Annotated in this window: 9 protein-coding genes; 1 reads left to right on the plus strand and 8 read right to left on the minus strand. The window is 39.7% G+C overall.

Annotation, left to right across the window (positions count from 1 at the left end; translation table 11 throughout):
* Positions 1-296 precede the first annotated feature (296 nt).
* The 7 genes from M5A78_RS22410 to M5A78_RS22445 all read right to left on the minus strand — a co-directional run bounded on the left by M5A78_RS22410 (position 297) and on the right by M5A78_RS22445 (position 17441).
* Complete coding sequence (locus tag M5A78_RS22410) at positions 297-989, minus strand: NTP transferase domain-containing protein (protein ID WP_248737508.1); 693 nt, start codon at positions 987-989, stop codon at positions 297-299.
* Positions 990-1961, minus strand: coding sequence for a DMT family transporter (locus M5A78_RS22415; RefSeq protein ID WP_248737509.1), 972 nt, complete (start codon positions 1959-1961; stop codon positions 990-992).
* Positions 1945-3825, minus strand: a complete 1881-nt coding sequence (locus tag M5A78_RS22420; protein WP_248737510.1) for an NTP transferase domain-containing protein — start codon at positions 3823-3825, stop codon at positions 1945-1947. The genes M5A78_RS22415 and M5A78_RS22420 overlap by 17 nt, the downstream gene beginning before the upstream one ends.
* A 173-nt stretch (positions 3826-3998) precedes the next feature.
* Positions 3999-6053 carry a glucosaminidase domain-containing protein gene (locus M5A78_RS22425; RefSeq protein ID WP_248737511.1) on the minus strand — a complete coding sequence of 685 codons (2055 nt, stop codon included), beginning with the start codon at positions 6051-6053 and terminating at the stop codon, positions 3999-4001.
* 646 nt (positions 6054-6699) lie between these two features.
* Positions 6700-10914, minus strand: a complete 4215-nt coding sequence (locus M5A78_RS24825; RefSeq protein WP_319942326.1) for a S8 family serine peptidase — start codon at positions 10912-10914, stop codon at positions 6700-6702.
* 576 nt (positions 10915-11490) lie between these two features.
* Entirely contained in the window at positions 11491-16077 is a 4587-nt protein-coding gene (locus M5A78_RS22440; RefSeq protein ID WP_248737512.1) for a 5'-nucleotidase C-terminal domain-containing protein, read from the minus strand.
* 464 nt (positions 16078-16541) lie between these two features.
* Positions 16542-17441 (minus strand): CPBP family intramembrane glutamic endopeptidase, encoded by a 900-nt coding sequence (locus tag M5A78_RS22445; RefSeq protein WP_248737513.1) that lies wholly within the window; start codon positions 17439-17441, stop codon positions 16542-16544.
* A 424-nt stretch (positions 17442-17865) separates the two neighbouring features.
* Between M5A78_RS22445 and M5A78_RS22450 the strand changes: the two genes are divergently transcribed.
* Positions 17866-18168 carry a DUF4359 domain-containing protein gene (locus M5A78_RS22450; protein ID WP_248737514.1) on the plus strand — a complete coding sequence of 101 codons (303 nt, stop codon included), beginning with the start codon at positions 17866-17868 and terminating at the stop codon, positions 18166-18168.
* Between the two features lie 226 nt (positions 18169-18394).
* On the opposite strand, the gene M5A78_RS22455 is transcribed toward M5A78_RS22450, so the two are convergent.
* Positions 18395-20179: a hypothetical protein gene (locus M5A78_RS22455; RefSeq protein ID WP_248737515.1), complete on the minus strand. Its 1785-nt coding sequence runs from the start codon at positions 20177-20179 to the stop codon at positions 18395-18397.
* Between the last annotated feature and the right edge of the window lie 10 nt (positions 20180-20189).

Raw genomic sequence — 20189 nt, forward strand, 5'->3', positions numbered from 1 at the left:
GTCTTCATTGGTTACCACTTTTTCGTTTTTTCCTCGATTTCGGTCACCAATAGCCTTCATTGGTTACCACTTTTTCGTTTCCCCCTTGATTCCGGTCACCAATAGCCTTCATTAGTTACCACTTTTTCGTTTTTCCTCGATTCCGGTCACCACTAGCCTTTATGGAGCCTTTTCAAGTGTTCGAGAAGGACTTTTATCCCGACTACAGTCACTATAACCCTCTATAAATCAGTTTCATATAAGGAAACACAACAGTCCTGACAAAAGATAAAAAAAACGGACACCAAGTGCCCGTTTTATTTTTGTGCTGCCAACAGTTTATTCACTTTTTCAAGGTCTTCTAATGAATCGATTTCATAGCTGTCATCTGGGTGAATCTCCTGAAGATAGACATTCAAGCCACCAAGGTTATTCTTGACGATTTCATCCCACCAGAATTCTTTAAAGTTGCCATCCTTAACGGCTTCTTCCAGTTTTCCGACAATATACCTGCCATCTTCCTCAGACCAGTAAGAGACGCCGCAGAGAATGTACTCATGATCACCATCACCGATCTCAATATCCGTCACCTTATATTGATCGTCGTAACGGATCATCCACTCCGCTTTAAAATCCGGCTTCCGTGCACTAAAATACATTGAGGTTTTTGGATTTTTCAACAAGAAATTATGATTCAAGTACACATCCGCATCAATTACATACGTATCATGAAGGTACTCCCTAACTAAATACATCGTGTACATATTGTTATAAATCTCGTATTTATCATTATGAACGAGCTTCACACCGTACTTCTCTTCTAAATACTCGAATTTTTCCGCTAAATAGCCTGTTACCACAATGATTTCTTCGACGCCAATTTCCTGTAAATACTCAACCTGTTTCTCAAGCATTGGTTTTCCGTTTACGACAGTTAGTGATTTAGGTGTTGTTAATGTTAATGGTCGTAATCTGGTACCCATTCCTGCTGCGAGTAAAATTGCTCTCATTTACACTGCTCTCCTGCCTTTACGAATATTCATCCATTTTAGTTCTTCCGGGTTGGCAACCGTTAAAATGGAGCCAACTAAAATCATTATACTAAAAATGACAGGCTTTGCGGTAATGGGCGTATCTAAAATGATAAAGCTTAAGAAAATCGCCCAAGCTGCGTACGAAATATTTAAGGCCATTGCCCGGGTAGGTCCTAAAGTGTAAATTGCTTTGTAATAGAACACATAGGAAGCCGTTCCCGACAAGGCAATTACTGCGATAAGAAAAAATTGGCTGCTCTTAAAGACTTCACCAACAAGCGGATATGCATTGAAAAGAGGTAAAATCAAGACTGCGTAAGTAACAGCTGAAACCAATTGTCGAATTTGCAACGCCTGTTCAGGTGAAATTTCATCATCCTTCATTCCGTATGCCAGAATAACGCACTCCATGCCCCAGCCGAAAATACAAAATAGGATAAAGGTGAATCCAAGAATGTAACTAGGAGAGGGTTCCCCACCGGCAAAGCCTAAAAGGAAAATGAATAGGATACTAATAAAAAGTCCAAACCAGTTTTTTATCGTTAATCGGTCCTTTAGGATGATGAACGCAAAGAACGCACCAATCGCTGGATAAACGGCCGAAATCGATGCGGACAACGATGCACCCAAATATTTAACGGCAAGCACGTAACCGGTCATCCCAATCGGGCCGCCGAGAAGCGCACCTAGCATCACAAACCGGCCACTTCTCGTTGTTAATTTTTTAAAAGGAACCGTAAATTCACCTCTTATCGTCATATAGATCATCATCCACAAGCTTGATAACATATCGTGGAAAAATGTACTCACTAATGGGGCTAGAAAAATGACCGTTTCCGTCGAGATAAACAATGATTTTGATAACACCATTCCGATTAAGACCGTGTCGAGCGCCCAAGTAAACCCTGAGCCTAAACCGAAGAAAATCCCTTTATTTTGTTTGAACATATGTCATCTCCCTGATTAAGTCATGGTTTAAATTCTTTCTACATCTTGCTAAGAGGTCAGTCCCATAGGTGCCAAAGTCGTCACCCTTTGCCTCCTTGATAATTGTCCAAATGGTCCAAAGGAAATCTTGGAAAATTTTATTCATAATCATTCGTTGCTGAATTTCCAGTGGTACTTCATCTTCCTGCAAATAAAGCGTTAAAAATAATTCTTCTTCTTCCGGTGTAAACTCACTCTCCATTGCGTGCCAAGCAAGGTCCCACATCGGGTCATTCATACCACTATATTCCCAGTCAATGAAATAAAGTTTTTTCTCACCGCTTTTGACGATATTTTGTGGAAGGGCATCAATATGACATGGAGTAAGTTGAATATCCATCCCTTGGTAAATTTCCTTCAAAACCATTACTTGTTCCTTCACTTCGAAATAATGGTCATAGGGGTGACCATTTGCTTCCTTCATCAACCGCTCGTACTCAACCATTTTTTCAAAAACATCAAAGCGATTGGCCATTTCCAATCCAGAAAAGTGCAAAATTCGAAAGTTGGCCGTTGTCAGCTCCATGATATCCTGTCGTTTTGTCATTTTAGGGGTCAGTGTTTCAGCCTCAGGAATCAATTCAGCAATTTTCACGCCCGTTTCTTCATTAAAATAAACCAACTCCGTATCAATACCCAGATTACTTGCAAGCGCTGCATTGAATTTTTCCTCTTTTCGATTAATCATTGATTCAGTCCCATTACCAGGAATCCTTAAGACAAACTCTTTGCCCTTTATGACTACTTTAAAATTTTTATTCGTCATGCCGCCAAATGGCTGAATATCCTCAATGTCCTCATAGGCAATATCTAATGCATCCATCAGGTGGCTTTTAATCCAAATTTCTCTGAACTTTGCCTCTTTCCGCTTTAGCATCGGATAGGTTTTTTCCGTGACTGTGGTATAGTGCTTCCAGCTGTCAATTTCTCCCCACATAAGATTATGCATTTTCAAGTAACCAATATTGTAGTGCCTTGAAATATCGAGCAGCATATATTCATAATTCATGAATGGATTCCGGTTGTTTTTATGGTACTCGCTGACCATTTTTGTATAAACTTCATAGGAAATCTTGCTGATTCCAATCATTTCTCCATCGATATAGTTGAATTGGTGGATGTCCTTGGAAATTTTATGAAGATAGCCATTTTTGATTTCCACAAATGCCTCGTCCCCTGAACCGCCCTCATTGGTGATGAGGATACAGTCGCGCTGCGGATGCGAGAGGGTTTCCCTTATTGCCCGCTCTTCAATTAGAATATCATCTTCAATCAACAAAAAGTCATTGGCGATATAGGGTTGTGCCGCCGCTAAGGAGGCCATCGAACCAGTCCATTTATATTTCTTATTTTCAACAAATGTCAGATGCTTGAATTCAGGATATTCCTCGAACAGTTCAGACTTGTAGCCAGTGACGATGACAATATCGTTGATGCCATTTTCCTGCAAAATATCAAGATTTCTTTTTAACAATGTGATTCCCTCAAAAGTCATTAAACCTGCTGGTTTGTTAAAATCCGTTCTCATGCCTGCAGCTAAAATCACAGCTTGTTTAATTTCTGACAGCGATTCCTGATGAATATTAACCTTTTTATGATGGTAGGCCTCAATGCCGCTTTGCAGGAAATCGATTCCCTTTTGTGTTAAAAAATAGCTGATATTTCGTCCTTTTTTTTCACTAAATATATAGTCTCCAAACGTTAAATCATGGATAAGGTAATTAACCTTGCCAATTGAGATACCGCAAATCTCTGCCATTTTCTTTTGATTCAAGTTAGCATTTTTATTAATAGCTTCTAATAATTGAAATAAGTGTTGTTCCATAAGGGGCCTCCCTTTGATGTGTTCAAAATTTGAATGTATTTTAATTGTAACGTAGCCCAGAAAATCTGTAAACAAAAAAATAATCAATTGCGATTAGTATTTACCACAATCAAGAATAACCCTATTTTCGCAAAAAAAGACCGTGCATCAGAATGCACAGCCCTCTTCAAACCTTATTTATAAACAGAAACATCATAATACAACGTATATGAGCTTAACGAATCGTAGATTTTTTTAATATTATTTACCTGCTTGACCGCCCAGCCGATATCAGTTGCATATTGATGGTATGGTGTAATTGGATTCCATCTCATTTTATAAAGGGTGTTTTGCGGTGTCGAAGCGTTGATATAGCCAGCTCCAATGAATTCTGCACCGCCGATAATCGCTGCTTCAGGTGTAAACCAGCCCTTCTTATACGCGGTTTCGGCTCCGCAAGTTTCAGGACAGCTATCAATCGCACCAATACCATACATATTATAAACAGGTCTTGGTTCTACAGGTTTTCCATCAACCATACTGACAATAATTTTACCTGACGCAAGTTTAGATTGACCATTTCCGGTTTCAAGTAAAGCGTGGGAAATAAGATAAACTTCATTCACATTATTTTGCTTACCTGCTTGAATGAACGCATCTCCCATTTTATCCAAGGTACCTTTTCCAGCGAGAATTTTTTTATTTAAATCATCAGCAACTGTTCCAGCGCTTTTGTTTAATAATAGAAATTGGAAGTATTCTGCACTTGTTGGGCTGAAGGTGTTCGGATTTAAATAATAGGAAACATCTTCGGCTTTTGCATTCCGCCAAGTGCCATATTTAATTTCATACCAAGTTCCCACAGCAGCAACAATTTGTACCTGTGCATCTTGCTTCAATGTTCCATAAATAAAGGAGTTAGAGTTCGTTTCCTCGCGAACATATAGTGTAGTCGCGGTCACGACGCCTTTTGTAGGATCATTTGCATCTCGTAAAATATAATCTGAGCTCACGTATGCTTTATTATTTTTATACTTATCCGTCTGCGGACTTTGCTTCATTTCGATATCAAGCATTTGCTGGAAGGTAAGGTTATAATTCGTTGTTGTGATTACTGGCCCGGTATTTAAGACTCCATTTTCGAAAAAATTATAGAGCTTGCCGTCGATAACCTGTTCGCCAGTCACCATTTTTCCATACCCATCAAAATAGTACCTGTTACCATCTAGCGCTAACCAACCAATGACCATATCTCCATTTTTACTCAAATAGTACGTTGAGCCTTTATCGGTCAGCCAACCCTTATTGGCAGCACCGTCGCTTCCAAAATAGTACCACTTGTTTTCAATCTGCTTCCAGCCACTGTCCGTTTGCTTTACACCATCGGATCCGAAAAAGTATATTTGACCATCAACAGACTGCAAACCAGTCTGCATTTTCCCATCTGAACCAAAGTAATAATTATTACCATTTTCCGTTAACCAGCCGGTTTTTATAAAGCCATCCTCTGAAAAATAAAACTTATTAGTTCCATCCACTAACCAGCCTTTATGGTTGCTACCATCTTGATCAAAATACATGGCAATGGAGCCATCGCGGAACCAGCCTGTAATAGGAGCGGTGTTCAAAGCTCCTGAAGCGGCAAAAACGTACGGCTTTCCATCAATGTATTTTTGTCCTGTGACCATTGCACCGCTTGGGTTTAGGAAATACGTTAAGTTTTTATCTTGCACCCAGCCGGTCTTCATCGCTCCACTTGGATCAAGGAGATACCAGCTGTTTGCGTTGAATAACCAGCCTGTTTTCATTGCACCACTTGGCATAAGAAAATACCAGATGTTTTTGTCCTTCAGCCAACCTGTTTTCATCACACCACTTGGGTCAAGGAAATACCAAATATTATTTTCTTTCAGCCAGCCGGTTTTCATTGCACCACTTTTTTTATCAAGGAAGTACCAGCGATTTTTGTCTGAAACCCAGCCGGTTTTCATCACACCGTTACTCCCTAGGAAATACCATTTATTTTTATCAAGTACCCAGCCGGTTTTCATCGCACCGTTACTTCCTAGAAAATACCATTTGTTTTTATCAAGTACCCAGCCGGTAACTTTCTTTCCTGTTGAAGTTAAGTAGTACCAACTGTTATTCTGATACTTCCACGTATTGGTTCCAGCCGCAGTAACGCCAGATGCTGTCGAAGAGAACAACATCGTTGCCAAAACTAAAGCAGTGACACGTTTTTTCTTCAATATTACTCCCCCCTGGATCATAATCTCTCTATGAAACTATTTATTTTTATTATGAAAAAAATGCTTAAAGCCGAGGAAAAACATTAGGAATGCCGGTTTCTGAATGGATTATGTGGAAAATAAGCATTAAATGAGAACAGCAATGCACTATGATTATACTAAATTACCAGATTTCGAGATATGGGAAATAAAGTGAATTTCCCGCTGAAGAAAAGCGTTCTCGTTAGTTATTTAGCCACTCACATTCTATGGCAGAACCTTAATTTTACCGTAAATAAATCGATCCTCCTGTTCCTAAAATTTATATGTACTCTCTTATTCTCTCATTTTGACACAATTTTTCAACCAAAAATTGAAAAATATGTCGTTTTTAGTACTTTTGTCATTTTTACACGAAAATTCACAATAAAAAACTATCATGAGCCTCAACTCCCAACCCAACCATGGAAATAAATTTAGAGAACAAGCCGTAGTCACCTAATAAAGGCGGTGAGAGCAGAGCTAGACTTCACATCTTTCGTCTAGTGAAATGGGTATTTCACTTTAACTGGTTAAAGTGATTCATTTTTGCGGCGCTCCGCCCCTTTTCCACAGAAAAAGACGAACAGATGAGAGTCTGTTCGCCTTAATATAATAGAACTCCAACTTATTTAATCCAAGCTCCGTCCTTGCCAAGCTTATAGCCGTTTACCGTTGTGTTAGCAGCCATTACGCCTGAACTATAGAGGTAATACCATTTGCCATTGACTTGCTTCCAGCCTGTGGCCATTGCACCATTGGCATTGAGATAATACCACTTGCCTCCATCAAATAACCAACCAGTAGCCATTGCGCCTGATTTATTTAGGTAATACCAAGTCTTGCCGTCTTTTACCCAACCAGTGGCCATTGCACCTGATTTAGTTAGGAAATACCATTTGTTACCGTCTTTCACCCAGCCGGTTTGCATTTTGCCGTCTTTAGCAAGGAAGTACCATTTGCCCTTATCCTGTACCCAACCTGTTGTTTTTACATCTTTTGAATAATAGAACCATGAACCATTTTCGAAGCTCCAGCCGTTTTTCACTTCTGGCTTTGGATCTGGTTTTGGATCTGCATCCTTACGGTTGATAACAATTTCTTTAACGGTTTCGTTACCGCCAAGGTCAGTCGCTTTCAAAGTAAATTTATTTTCGCCTTCTTTAAGCGGAACCGTTACTTGATAATCCTTGTTTAATGGTTTTAATACATCCACAGGGCTTACAAGTGGCACTTCGAACTCGTTATTATCATCAATATAGAACTTTAAGTAGTTGAAGTTATCTTGGAGGTTTACATTCAAAGTAACTTTATCAACATTCTTATTCACTCTTGCTGGTGGATTTACATTAATTACTGATTTCGTTGTGTCAATATAGACCTTGCGAGCAATCGAGATTACTTTGTCAGAGTGGTCAACAGCTTCTACAATTACATCAAATAGTCCATCTTTAACAAATGTAACAGTTGTTGAGAAGTTGTAACGACCAGCTTCGTCTTGCTTCAACTCAATTTCTTTTCCATTTACCTTTAATGATTTTAAACCAGTATCATCCGTTACAAATCCTTTAACAGGAACTTCAAATGAAGAATAAGCTCCCCATGGCTCTGGTGAATTTGGAACATAATTCCCATCCTTATCTTTTGTACCATCACTAATAATGATTAGTGGAAGATCAACATCACCAATTGCAGAAGTATCATAGCCGTAGTTTCCAGCGTAGTCCCAAGCTACTACTTGTATGACTGCTTTTTCTGGTACTCCTTCAAGCGCATAAGAAGTAGTTTTTCCATTAACAGTAGATACACGTTCTCCATTTACAAAAATCCAATATTCTTCCGTACCAGTTCCATTTTCAATTGTTTCCCAAGATACAACTGATTTGTCTGGATCAAAGGTGGAGGTAACCTTAGGTGCAGTAGTGTCAACATAGACAGGGATTTTCTTGGATTGCCACTTAGCACCAGCATAGTCGATGACGGATTTGATTTCGTAGTAATACAAACCATCTTTAACGACTTGGCCCTTTATTTTTCCGTCCCATATACGGTCTCCTTTTAGGGAATATGGGGGAGCCTGTCCACTATCATAGGCATTTTTGTAAACATTTGACTCAGCTTTTACTCTACGGAGTTGATTTCCGTCTTTATCCAAAATATTAAATTGAGCTTCAAGAGCATTTCTTAAGAATGAAGGGATCGGATTAAAGTTATCATTGTATTTATCCCCATTTGGAGAAAGAGCAAAGAAGTTCTTTTCAGGGACCGGTAATAAATCAATTAATTCATTATCTGCCTTTGTTACTGCGTCAACCCCTATATCAAAGTAACGAACCTCTCCAAGGGTTGAAAAGCCATCGACAATTTGCGGTTCATCCCAATTTCCGTAGAAGCCTACATATGGGGCAGTTAAATTAGGATTATTTTTATCTACCGCTTCTAATGTAACAGAGCCTTCAACGAAAATGTTCTTTCTTAAGTCAAATAGAGTCTTATTATCATCTGCATCAAGACCTGGAATTTTTGCGTTTGAGAAATCCACTTTTACGGTAAAGTCCACAGAATTCCCTGCTGGTACTGTTACCGTTTTAGGAGCATCAACTTTTGCACCTTCAAGGTTTCCGGCAATTAGAGCGTTATATTCAGGGTTATCTTTGCCGTAATTTTGGATTGTATCTGTTAGTACATCCGTATTTACATTGTATGCTACAGACTTGTCTGAAATATTCTTCACTGTAAAGGTCATTTCAAATTGCTTCGTTTGGAAGTTCTTTAATTCTACCTTCGCATCGCCTGTTGCTTTATTTACAAAGTATGCAGGTGTTGTCACAGCTGCATAGGTTTGCATCATTCCAGCACCTTGGCGGCGTGGAGAAAACGGCTGGCCATTTAAGTCATCAATCACTTTTGCCGTATTCATCAATAATACTTTTGCAAGATGAGAAAGATCAGCTACAGAAAGATTTTTGAAACGAGCATCTGATTGCAAGTATTGCTGTACGAGGGCTGATCCGCCGGCAACATGTGGTGATGCCATCGAAGTACCGCTCATTACTCCATATTTATTGTTATTAAATGTGGAATAAATATTTCCACCAGGAGCAGTTATTTCAGGCTTCAACTCAAGGCTTGGTGTTGTTCCCCAAGAAGTAAAGCTTGTCATACGGCCCATTTCAGGACTTTCAGATTTTTTCAATTGAGACACATTAATTGTTGTTTGTCCTGCAGCAATCGCCTCATTAAGGGTTTGGCCTTCAGCTTTTGAAATTAACATGAATGGAACATCCCAACCGCCTTGGTTGTCATACGGGAATCCATTTGTAGCATTCCAAACGATAATACCTGCTGCTCCAGCCGCAGCAGCATTTTTTGTTTTGTCAACGAAGGTTAAAGTTCCACGTGGTACCACAACGATTTTTCCTTTTACATCAAGACCATTATAGTCTTCTGGAGCACCGAGTTTATTTCCAAGGCTGACTAGTTGAAGTTTACCACCATTAGCAGTTGCTAGCTCGGTCCAATCGTCGATTCCTTTACCTACTGCCGTGAAGGATGTGTTGCCCTCTATTTGAATCGTATGCTGATACAAGAAAGCTTCATTACCAGAAGCAGCTACGGAAATACCGTCTGGATTTAAACTAGGAGCGCCCACTACTCCGATATCAGGGTTTTGGGCATATGGATTATCCCAGCCATCACCAATATGGTTAGAGTTCCCTGCGGACATCGCACAAACGATTCCGTTTGCAGTGGCTCTTTGAATTGCAAGGTCTTCTGCGTTATCCTTCTGATAGAAAGCAGCAACATCACCAAGACTCATGTTTAGAACGTCTGCACCTAACTTAATAGAATCATCAATTGCCGCAAGATAAACGTCAGACCATGTCGATGGGTAGATTGGGTCATTACTAAATACTTTCATCGCAAGAACTTGTGCTTCAGGTGCGACCCCTTTAATGCCGCCATTCGCTTCGTCCCCGTTTGCTGCAACTGTACCAGCTACGTGCATACCGTGCATGCTAGCGCCAGGTCCTAAGTCAAGAATGATGTCGTTTTGATCATAATAGTTATAACCAAACGGAACTTTATCTGTATAGAATTTTCCTTTTAGGCCCTTGTCAGCAACTGCTTGCGCAACTTCCATTTTTGTTAAACCTTCTTTTGTAGCATCGGTTAATTTAAAGTCACGGTGGGATGGATCTACACCCGTATCGATAACTGCTACCACCATACCTTCGCCTTTAAAACCAGCTTTTGTCCAAGTATCACGCGACTGAACGAACTGATGGCTCGTTTTCATATTTGGTTCTACTTTAGGACGATTATATTCGTTTGCTAAATAAACAGCTTTTACTCCTGCAACGGATTCAATTTTGTCAAGATCACCATAGGCAACCTCACCACTGAAACCGTTGAAGGCTGTTGAATATTTCTGTTTATACTTAATACTTACACCCTTAGCTGCAATTTTATCTTTAACAGACTTTTGCTGACTTTCTGTCTTAGTGGAAAGTGAAGATTTTTTATCTTCTGATAATTCTTTGTATAGTTTCCCCTGATTTGTTGCATATTCAACAGGTGTTTCCCCGTCCACTTCAACAATAACACGAACCTTATCTGTCGCTTTAAGATCTGCTCTTGCACTTGTAGATGTAGTTTTTGTTTTATCTTTAAATGACTCCCTTGTTTGCTGTTGCTTTAACAGTTGAATTTTGGACTCTATATCCCCAGGCTTATAGGCAGCAGAAGTTGGAGTAACAAAACTAAAGTTTCCTAGCACAATAGCTGATGCTAATGCATATGTAACAATTTTGTGCCTCTTATTGCGGTTCTTTTTGCTCATTAAAACGTTTCCCCCCTATTAATATAGTAATAATATCCTGCTATTTTTCTTTTTTGATAATCCTCTTACCTTCTTAGTTAGAATAGTCGGAATATACAAATATAATAATAATCTTTTTCCAAACGAAAGGTCAATAGAATATTCGGAAAACGAAAAAGATATTTTCGCAATTTTCGACAAAATTGCGATAATTCTTAAGGAACTTGCCTTACCATATCGTAATAATTGGCAGTTCAGTGGGTATTTTTTTACAATAATCCATTTTTTAATATTTATTGTCCATTCGTGACGTTTAAGCGCTCTCTTTTTGCTAGCAATTTCAAAAGAAATTTTGCCTTTTTTGACGTAACAATGTATCTGGTTTGAATACTAATTTTGAATTATTCGGAAAAATATAATTAAATATAACTATTTCTAATGCCATGTTTTATTGTTAAAGAATATTAGTTTTATTGTAAAAGAATAATACTCTGGTGTTTCTTGTTAATAACTATTAATGAATTTGGCGGCGCTCTGGCCCTTTTCAAAAAAAAAGAAGAACCAACCCCACATTGTAGAGTTGGTCCTTCCTATTAATTAGCGAATCCAAGCACCATCCGCACCCAGTTTGTAGCCTTGGATTTTGGTGCTGGCGGCCATTTTACCATTTGCGTATAAATAGTACCATTTACCACCTACATATAACCAGCCAGTTTTCATCGCTCCACTAGCATTCATATAATACCACTGGCCATTTACTTTAGCCCAGCCAGTTTTCATCGCACCTGTAGAATCTAAGAAATACCATTTATTTTGACTAGAGATCCAGCCTGTCTTCATCGCGCCGTCAGCAGCTAAGAAGTACCATTTGCCTTGATCCTTGACCCATCCGGTTTGCATGATGCCATTTCCAGCCATGAAGTACCATTTGCCTTGGTCTTTCACCCAACCGGTTTGCATGATGCCGTTTCCAGCCATGAAGTACCATTTGCCTTGGTCTTTAACCCAGCCGGTTTGCATGATGCCGTTTCCAGCCATGAAGTACCATTTGCCTTCAACTTTCACCCAGTTAGTTTTCATCACACCGTTGGCATCAAAGTAATATTTTTTACCTTCGATCGTTACAAAACCAGTTTGCATGTCACCCTTGGTTCCGAAGTAATACTTGTTGCCACCAAGTGTTATCCAGCCCGTTTGCATCACACCGTCGGTTCCGAAGTAATATTTTTTACCTTCGATTGTTACAAAGCCAGTTTGCATGTCACCCTTGGTTCCGAAGTAATACTTGTTGCCACCAAGTGTTATCCAGCCTGATTGCATCACACCATCGGTTCCGAAATAATATTTTTTACCTTCCACTTCAACTAGACCTGATTTCCTCGCTCCAGTTTTTGTATCAAGGTAATAGGTTTTGTCTTCTAAATGAAGCCATCCTGTAGCTTTTTCACCTTTTTCGTTAAAGTAGTACCAAACACCTTCAAGCTCAACCCAGCCAGTTTGTTGTTTTGGTTGTTCCCCTGCAAAAATTCTACCTTCAACAGCAGGTGAAACAGGGCTATTTTTTTTAAAATACTCTGTTAAAATTTCATAGTCAACGAGCAACAGTTCATGAATACGGCCCGCGTCTTTGGCCTTTTTAAACATGGTGAATCCGTCACCACCATCAGCTACGAACGCATTGGTTGCAACTGAATAGGTTTTCTTCTTGTCAACTGGTTCAAAGCCATTAGCGGTTTTGACCTTCACATCCCAAACTCTATTGAATGCAGGTTTTGCCGGATCATATTTGAATTGAATACCGGAAACCTGCATGAACTGACCTGCACCGCTTTCAACTTTGCTGACACTATGCTCAAGTGCCTGCCAAATCTCTTCACCAGTTAGGTCAAGTGTTACGAGCAGGTTAGCAAATGGCATTACCGTATGAATATCGCCTAGCGTTACATCGCCTTGCTTGATAGAAGCGCGAATTCCGCCTCCATTCTGCATCGCAATGGTTGTGTTATTTTTCAAAATTTCATTGGCTTTTTGTGCCATTCCATCGGCAATCAAATTACCAAGGTTTGTTTCTTTGTAACGAACATTATTACGTTCACCATCAAGTAATACGTTTGATGAACCGATGACGGTCTTCTTCAACTCGTCAAGTGGTTTTTTCAATTCATCTACTTTTGCTTGTGCTGCTTCATCAGCCTTATACGTATTTACATCAAGAAGCTTACCCTCTTGAGCTTTTACCACACCGTTTTCATCAAAACTTACATTCAGTACACCAAGGTATTTAAGGTATTCGTTAGCTTGGACAATAACAGTTGGTTCTGCTTTATTAATCAAAACTGGTTTATCTAGTTTTGTATGGGTATGTCCTCCAACAATGACGTCAATGCCATCTACTGCTGATGCCAGCTGCTGGTCGGGGCCATAGCCTAAGTGTGAAAGGACAACAATTTTGTTAATTCCTTGCTCTTCAAGCGCAGCAACGGTTGATTTTGCTTTTTCAACCGCATTTTCAAACACGATATCTTTAGAAGGATTGGCAAGGAAGGTTGTATCTTCAGTCGTTAATCCGAAAATACCCACTTTTTCGCCATCAACTTCTTTGATGATTGCCGGATAAATGCTGCCGCCTTTTGAGTCAGTTTTGATTTCATTTTTGAACAATGGTCCTAATAATGGGTCCTTTGTTACATTGACGTTTGCACTGACAAGCGGGAACTTCATTTCTTTAATAAAGTCTGCAAGAACTTTTGAATCTTTATCAAATTCATGGTTCCCGAATGTCATCGCATCATATCCTAGATCATTCATAAACCCTAAATCTGCTTGTCCAAGGTATTGGTTGAAGTAAAGTGTTCCAGAGAAAACATCCCCTGCATCAACAAGCAAGGCATTAGGCTTCTGCCCTCTTACTTCTTTTACTGCATTCGTAAGCTTCGGATACTGTTCCACATTTGCATGCGTATCATTCACATGCATGATTGATAAGTCAATCGCCTTGTGCTCTGGTGGTATAGGTCCAGATTTTAAGTTGATTTGTGCCAATATGGCATCATGGTCGCTGACACGTCCGTGCATTGGTGTGAATGGTGAGTTCAAGTGAACGATGTCAATTTCAGAACGTTTTACTAAATTGTTAGACACTAGTAAATGATCAAGCACCTGAGAGTTTCCTTGATAGCTATAAGTAAATCTTTCTGGCGCTGGAACTTTTTCAATTAAGTTTGTTAATTCCTGGCCTTTTAAGGCAGTTAACGGATTGGAGAATTCGAAGTCATTCAAGTCACCTAGAACGACAACGTTTGCATCCGCGTTTTTACTTTTTACATCTTTAATAAAATTATTAACAATCCCGGCGATTTGCACGCGCTTTGCTTCACTGCCTAGAACAGGCGGTTGATTTTTTCCAAAAATCGGCTGGTCTCCGCCCTTAGAATTAAAGTGATTAGCAATAACAATGACATCTTCGCCTTTAAACATAAATTCTGCAGCTAATGGCTTACGGCTGGAGGAGAATGCTGAATTGGTTGGATCAATTCTTCCAGGGTTCAATGTTAATGAACCATTTTGATAGCCGACTGATTGTGTGGAACTACCTTTTTGTGCTCCTGCTTTTAACGAAACACGATCAGGATTATAGATGTATCCTACACGGATGTTACCGTTAGGTGCGCCGCCGTCTTGATTATCAACTGGTTCAATATCGGTCCACTCGTAAGTTGGACCGCCCTTAGCTTTAATAGCATCGATAAGAGCTTGATAGTTTTGGTTTGCGGCTGTTCCGCCAGCAGTTTCCCCGTTATTGTCCTGAACCTCTACTAAGCCGATAATATCAGGCTTATTCATGTTATTCACAAAGGAATCAGCGATTTTTGAAGTTTTAGCAGCATCCGCCTTTGTATAGTTTTCCATGTTATAAGAAGCAACTGTTAACTTATCATCATCCTTAACGATATCGGTTACTTCTTGCGTATAGTCGCTTTCTACTAATTGAGGAAGATCTGCCTTATTAGTTAGAAGCTTATAGTTTTGGAACGTATAGGTGATGACACCCGTTACCGTACCGTTATATTTATCCCCTGTTTTAACCTTGTATGTTTCATCCTTTACGGTGAAAAGGAGCGGCAGTCTTTCAGGGTTCATGTTATCTATCGTAATCGGAATACCGCCTGGTGTTGTGTAAACTTTACCTTCTACTTTTTCCGCAATAACTGGTACTTCTCCATATCTTTGCGGAGCAACAGCCATTGGGTTTTCGATGGCAACACGCATGCCTTCGATGCTTTCGTAAAAATCAATTCCATCCTCTTCTGGGTCAAAGGCAGCAAATTTGTCATTATCTACTACTTGAGTTGGCGGGTGAATGTCCTTGCCAATGACAAGGGCCTTCGGTAATTCTTGTCCGCTTGCTATAACTGTAACCTTTCCTGCACTTGCATCAAGTTCAGTTGTTGCAAGGTCAGTTTTCAGCATATCGCTGTATCCTTCAAGCACCCACTCTTTTACAAGTGCATCAACAGCGACAAGATCTCCTACTTTAACGGTGTGATTCTTCTGGTAAACAAGAATACCTTCAGAAGTTTTAGCGCTGCTATCTGGTTTTGGATCCTGCATATAGAAGTTACTTGCATCTTTAACAAAAGTAACAATACCTTGAACACTCTTAACATTCTGACTATTGTACGGTGAAGTGTGGCTTTCCCCTTGGATCGCACTTATTTTGATACCATCTACTGGAGGATCGACTGGTCCACCGCCACCACCTTCGAAACTAATAGCAGTAGGGGTTTTTAATCCTGGTACAGAAAAATATGCGATTAATGTTCCGGTAACAAAAACCTGTTTACCGATGTGAGTTGGGTTGGTCATTAATCCAAACTGTGATTTATAATTGGTAGTTAACTGGACTGGCATAATCTTTGCAGGGTCCTTTTCATCAGGACTATCAGCAATTGCAAAGTTATCATCATTTGAAAAAGGTCCCGTAAAGCTATACGATTTCGTTCCTTTGGTGAACGCAACAATATATCCCTTTACAGTTGCGCTACCTGAGTTATTTGCAATCGCTTGGGCTACGGTTATGTAATTCTCGGCTGCATTAGCATGGTTAATGTAAGGCAACACGTAGCTGGCTAATAATGTAAAAATCGTTACTAAAATAAACATCTGTTTTTTAAAAAACTTCACTCTTTACGCCTCCTTGATTATTCGAATGTTTATACCTTTGGCTGTAGGGTAGTAAACAAACTGAATAGGCATGCCCCCTTCTTGATTTTTTTCGTTTCCAGGGTCATAGTCATGTTTTCAAAAGTACTTCTACGGAGCAGCTTAATTGAAAACTATTAATCTATGATCACCCCAGCATGACATTTGCCATGTACCTACTAGTTTAGTATAAATTCGATAATCATTCTACAATATTTAACATTTTTTACATTACATTTACTTTATATTAAATAAAACTATAAATGGATGATAAATAACTATTTAACCATTATTGAGGTATTTACTATTCGGATTAACATTGTGCCTAAAGCAGTCGACAATAAACGTCATTTCTCGGGAAATACCGCCTTTATTAAGTTGGTCCTACAACCTAAAAAAGAGGCTGCCGTAATCGAACGGTAACCTCTTTAACATCCTATTTTAATTTACTCTGCAGCCTGAATAAGCTCCACTTTTTCCATCTGTCGTTTTAACCGTCTTTGGTGCATTTTTTCGAGCGTAAACAGGATCAAATGGACAACTAATATGGCTAGGGCAAATAGTTCTACTGCGTATTCGACATAATACCATGACAATGTGGCTGTTATATCATAGAGTGCGTGAACGAGCACTGTCACCCATAGATTTCGTGTCCATAACAATATTACTCCAAATAAGAGCCCCATGTTGGCAAAACTGACGATGGAGCCAATTTTGATGGACCATGGTTGTTCCACGTCTAACGTATGATCGATACCGAACAGAATGGAAGTGAGAAACAGTGCCGCCATCAGGAAGATGTCTGTTCGACCGCTCTCCCATCGGCGTCGGAAAATCTTTTTAAAAATTACAAGGAATAGAACGATATAGGCCAGCCGCCAAACCTCTTCTAAACCAGCAAGTGTGTCAGCAAATAAATCGTAGCCAACCAAATCTACTTCTTCAAAAAAGGACCCCATCGGTTCGGCTGAAGGTCCTTCATTTCCGGCATCATACGCCTGAATATCAACATAGTCCTGAACGTATTGATCATAATCATCGCTAAAGTCCTGAAACGTGTAGGTTGAATAAATATTGATCACTGTACTTCCGAGGACAAAGATCAGAAAGGCACCTGTGAATTGAAGCGATAGCTGCCGTTTTGTTTTCGGTTTGTCCTGCGGACTGCCGAGCCGCCGGTAAAGCCTCCAGCCGATAAAAAAGGATGACACCATAAGGGCATCATATAAGGTGATGGCCATGGTGCTATATCGTGCCAAATAGAGAAGAAGCTCCGCCCCAATGGTCACTAGGATGATGGCAAAAAGCAGCTTTTTTGACATCGGTTTGGTTAAATTTGTTGTCATAGCGTCATTCCCTGCCTTTAAGTCTCGTCTACTTACCTAAAAGATTTACCGCTAGTATTCCGAATCCGTTTAATAACAGCAGGAAAAGGAAACAGCAAAGTATCCACTTCCATTTTCTTGGCACGGTTTTGTCTCCTTCGAATTTATTTAGAAACCTCGTGTGAATTAGTATGTAGTCATGTTTATCAAAACAATTATAAGATTATAATAGTAATAATTTAACATATCAGCAGCTAAATAGCACCAAATAAAAATATCAATTAAAAGGATATTAGAAATTCCTTTAGAGCAGCGGTTTTCAGGTCGAAGCGATGATACCGCTTTGGAGATTCTAGTAATGTTCCCGATTGGGATGACATATGAATGTACAAGTAGCTCGAGTTTGAATTCCACCAATAAATTTATCAGATTGGGGTCCGGATAAATGAAGCGTCTATTTTCCATCATTCTTTTGCTCGCCGTTATTTTTGTTTTATCTGCAACAAATCCTGACCGCTCGGAATATATTGAATGGATTAATCACAAGACGATGGATCAATCTTCAAATCTTTTACAAAAAGGCATCCTTTCACTGGCCGGGAAATCTATCTTTGATGCAGGAACAACAAAAAAAGATTACTTTCTTTTCTCCATTTACAAAACGGACTTTTCGGATGTAGGAAGGGGAAAAGTCACGACAATTGGGGTTTTTAATCAATTTATCCCGCTGACAAGCAATGAAAAATGATTAAGAAAAGCGCAAGCGCCCTGGTCAGCGACGTAAGGGCTGGACTGAACCGACTGAGATAAAGGAAACACGGTGAGCGTTAGCGAACCGATGTTGACTTATCGTAGGGAGGTGAGGGAAGCACTCTAGTCGCTAGGGCGCTGGAGCTGGACAATTCTCGAAGTCGAAAATCTTATACTTTCTTATCTTTTGAAAAAGGCCAGTCACACGGACTGGTCTTTTCCTTTTATTCAACTTTTTCAACCTGGAAGACCGGTACACGTACCTGTTCACCGGTGTCAGTGGTTATGTTCGTGTAGCTGTTAAAGGTTCCGATAACGATATAATTCGTATAAATGGTAAAATTAGTCTTCCCCTTTAACAATAAATACGTTTTCTCCCATTGTCCGCTACTATAGTTATAGGATTCTGATAACGTCACCAAGGCCTCGCCATTAACTTTCGAAGCCGCATAGGCTGTGAAACGGACCTTTTTCCCCATGTATTTCGTAATATCGCCAACTTCGATATCGACATAATCTACTTTTATGTTTGTAAATTGATATTTTCCGTCATTGTCCAACTCATAGTAGGCTGGTTGACCCGCACTGGATCCGGTCGGATTATCGACTAATAAAACATTCTTTGCTTCAATGGTTAGATTATCTGCCTCGACATCCAAGATTTCCACCATTGACCCAGAGCGAACTTCATAAGCCACATAATGATGCTTCCGTTCCGATGATTTCGCCTCCATATAGATAACGGGATTGTTGGATTTGCTCAAATTGCTTAGGAAATCTAGCTTATTAATTGCCTGTACCCCCTGCAAACTCCCCTCCGTTACCGACATCGCCTCTTCACCCTTAAGCTTGCCAAAGAAAATTCCGCCATCCTTGGAGACGGCCGCAACGACACTGTCTGCTCCCCATTTGTTCTTAGCGTTCACAACGTTAGCGAATTCTTTTCCAGGATATAATCGCTGCAGCACACGAATCGGTTCATATTGATCCCAGGCCAGATTAGCATTGGCGATAAATTGGTCAGTATTTTCTAATGGTTTAAGTGCTTCATAGATGCTGATGGCATCGGCAAATTTATTGCCAGCTGTGAGATTCTTCGCTTTAGCGAGTAAATCATTCTTCGATTTTTCGATAAATGGAAATACCTTAGCAGAGGCCATATTCGCCGACAGTTTTTTGATACTGTTTGCCTGCTCAGCAAAGGTGGCAAAATCATTTTTGCCCAATGCCGAGGTCAGGACCTTGAGCAAATGCGAATCAAGGGTTTCCTTGAGCCCGCTAGTAGCAATTGAAAACTTTTCTAGCATGCCGAATTGGCGAAGGCCCTCGGTAACTAGATCGACAACTGGAGCATTGGCCGCTGTCATTGTATTGATTTTTCCAGCGTAATACGTTTGGAAACTAGATTGAATTTCTTTTGTTTTAGAAGAAGGGTCACTGCCGTAATATTCGCTAGGAATCTTTTTCATTGTAGTAAAAATCTCTTCTTCATCCGAACTGCTATTTGCTGTATTATTTTGCAATTTCGCTAGATTTGTTTTCTTAATCGTTGAAAAATACGATTCCATATCTTGATCAAGCTTCGTCAACACGACCATCTCTTCATACATACCCTTTTGAATGCTGGTGCCTGACACCCATTTTTTCCGGCTTTTCTGCCAACGCTCGTACATATCAACGAGTTTGTCGACGTCTTTTTTCTCATAATAATCGGCAGCTTTTTCATCTAAATCTTCCATGACTTCACGGATTGGTGACAGAATCGAGAGCTTTAGATTGATGTCTTTATTGTGGTCCGTAACTGAAAAATTCAGCTTGGCATCTCGGAATTTCCTTTCTGCGGCGACTAATTCCCCGGACTGAAATAATTTCATCGCTTCTTTATAGGTGGCGAGTTTTTCATGAGCCAACATGATTTTGCCACCAACAAGCACGAGCAGAACAATCAGAAGAAGCAAGAAAAAATTTCGGGACATATTTACTTTTTTATAAACAGTCAGCTTCAACATGGATTTATGT

Origin of the sequence: Neobacillus rhizosphaerae (assembly GCF_937468385.1) — a bacterium.
Classification (GTDB): Bacteria; Bacillota; Bacilli; order Bacillales; family Cytobacillaceae; genus Neobacillus; species Neobacillus rhizosphaerae.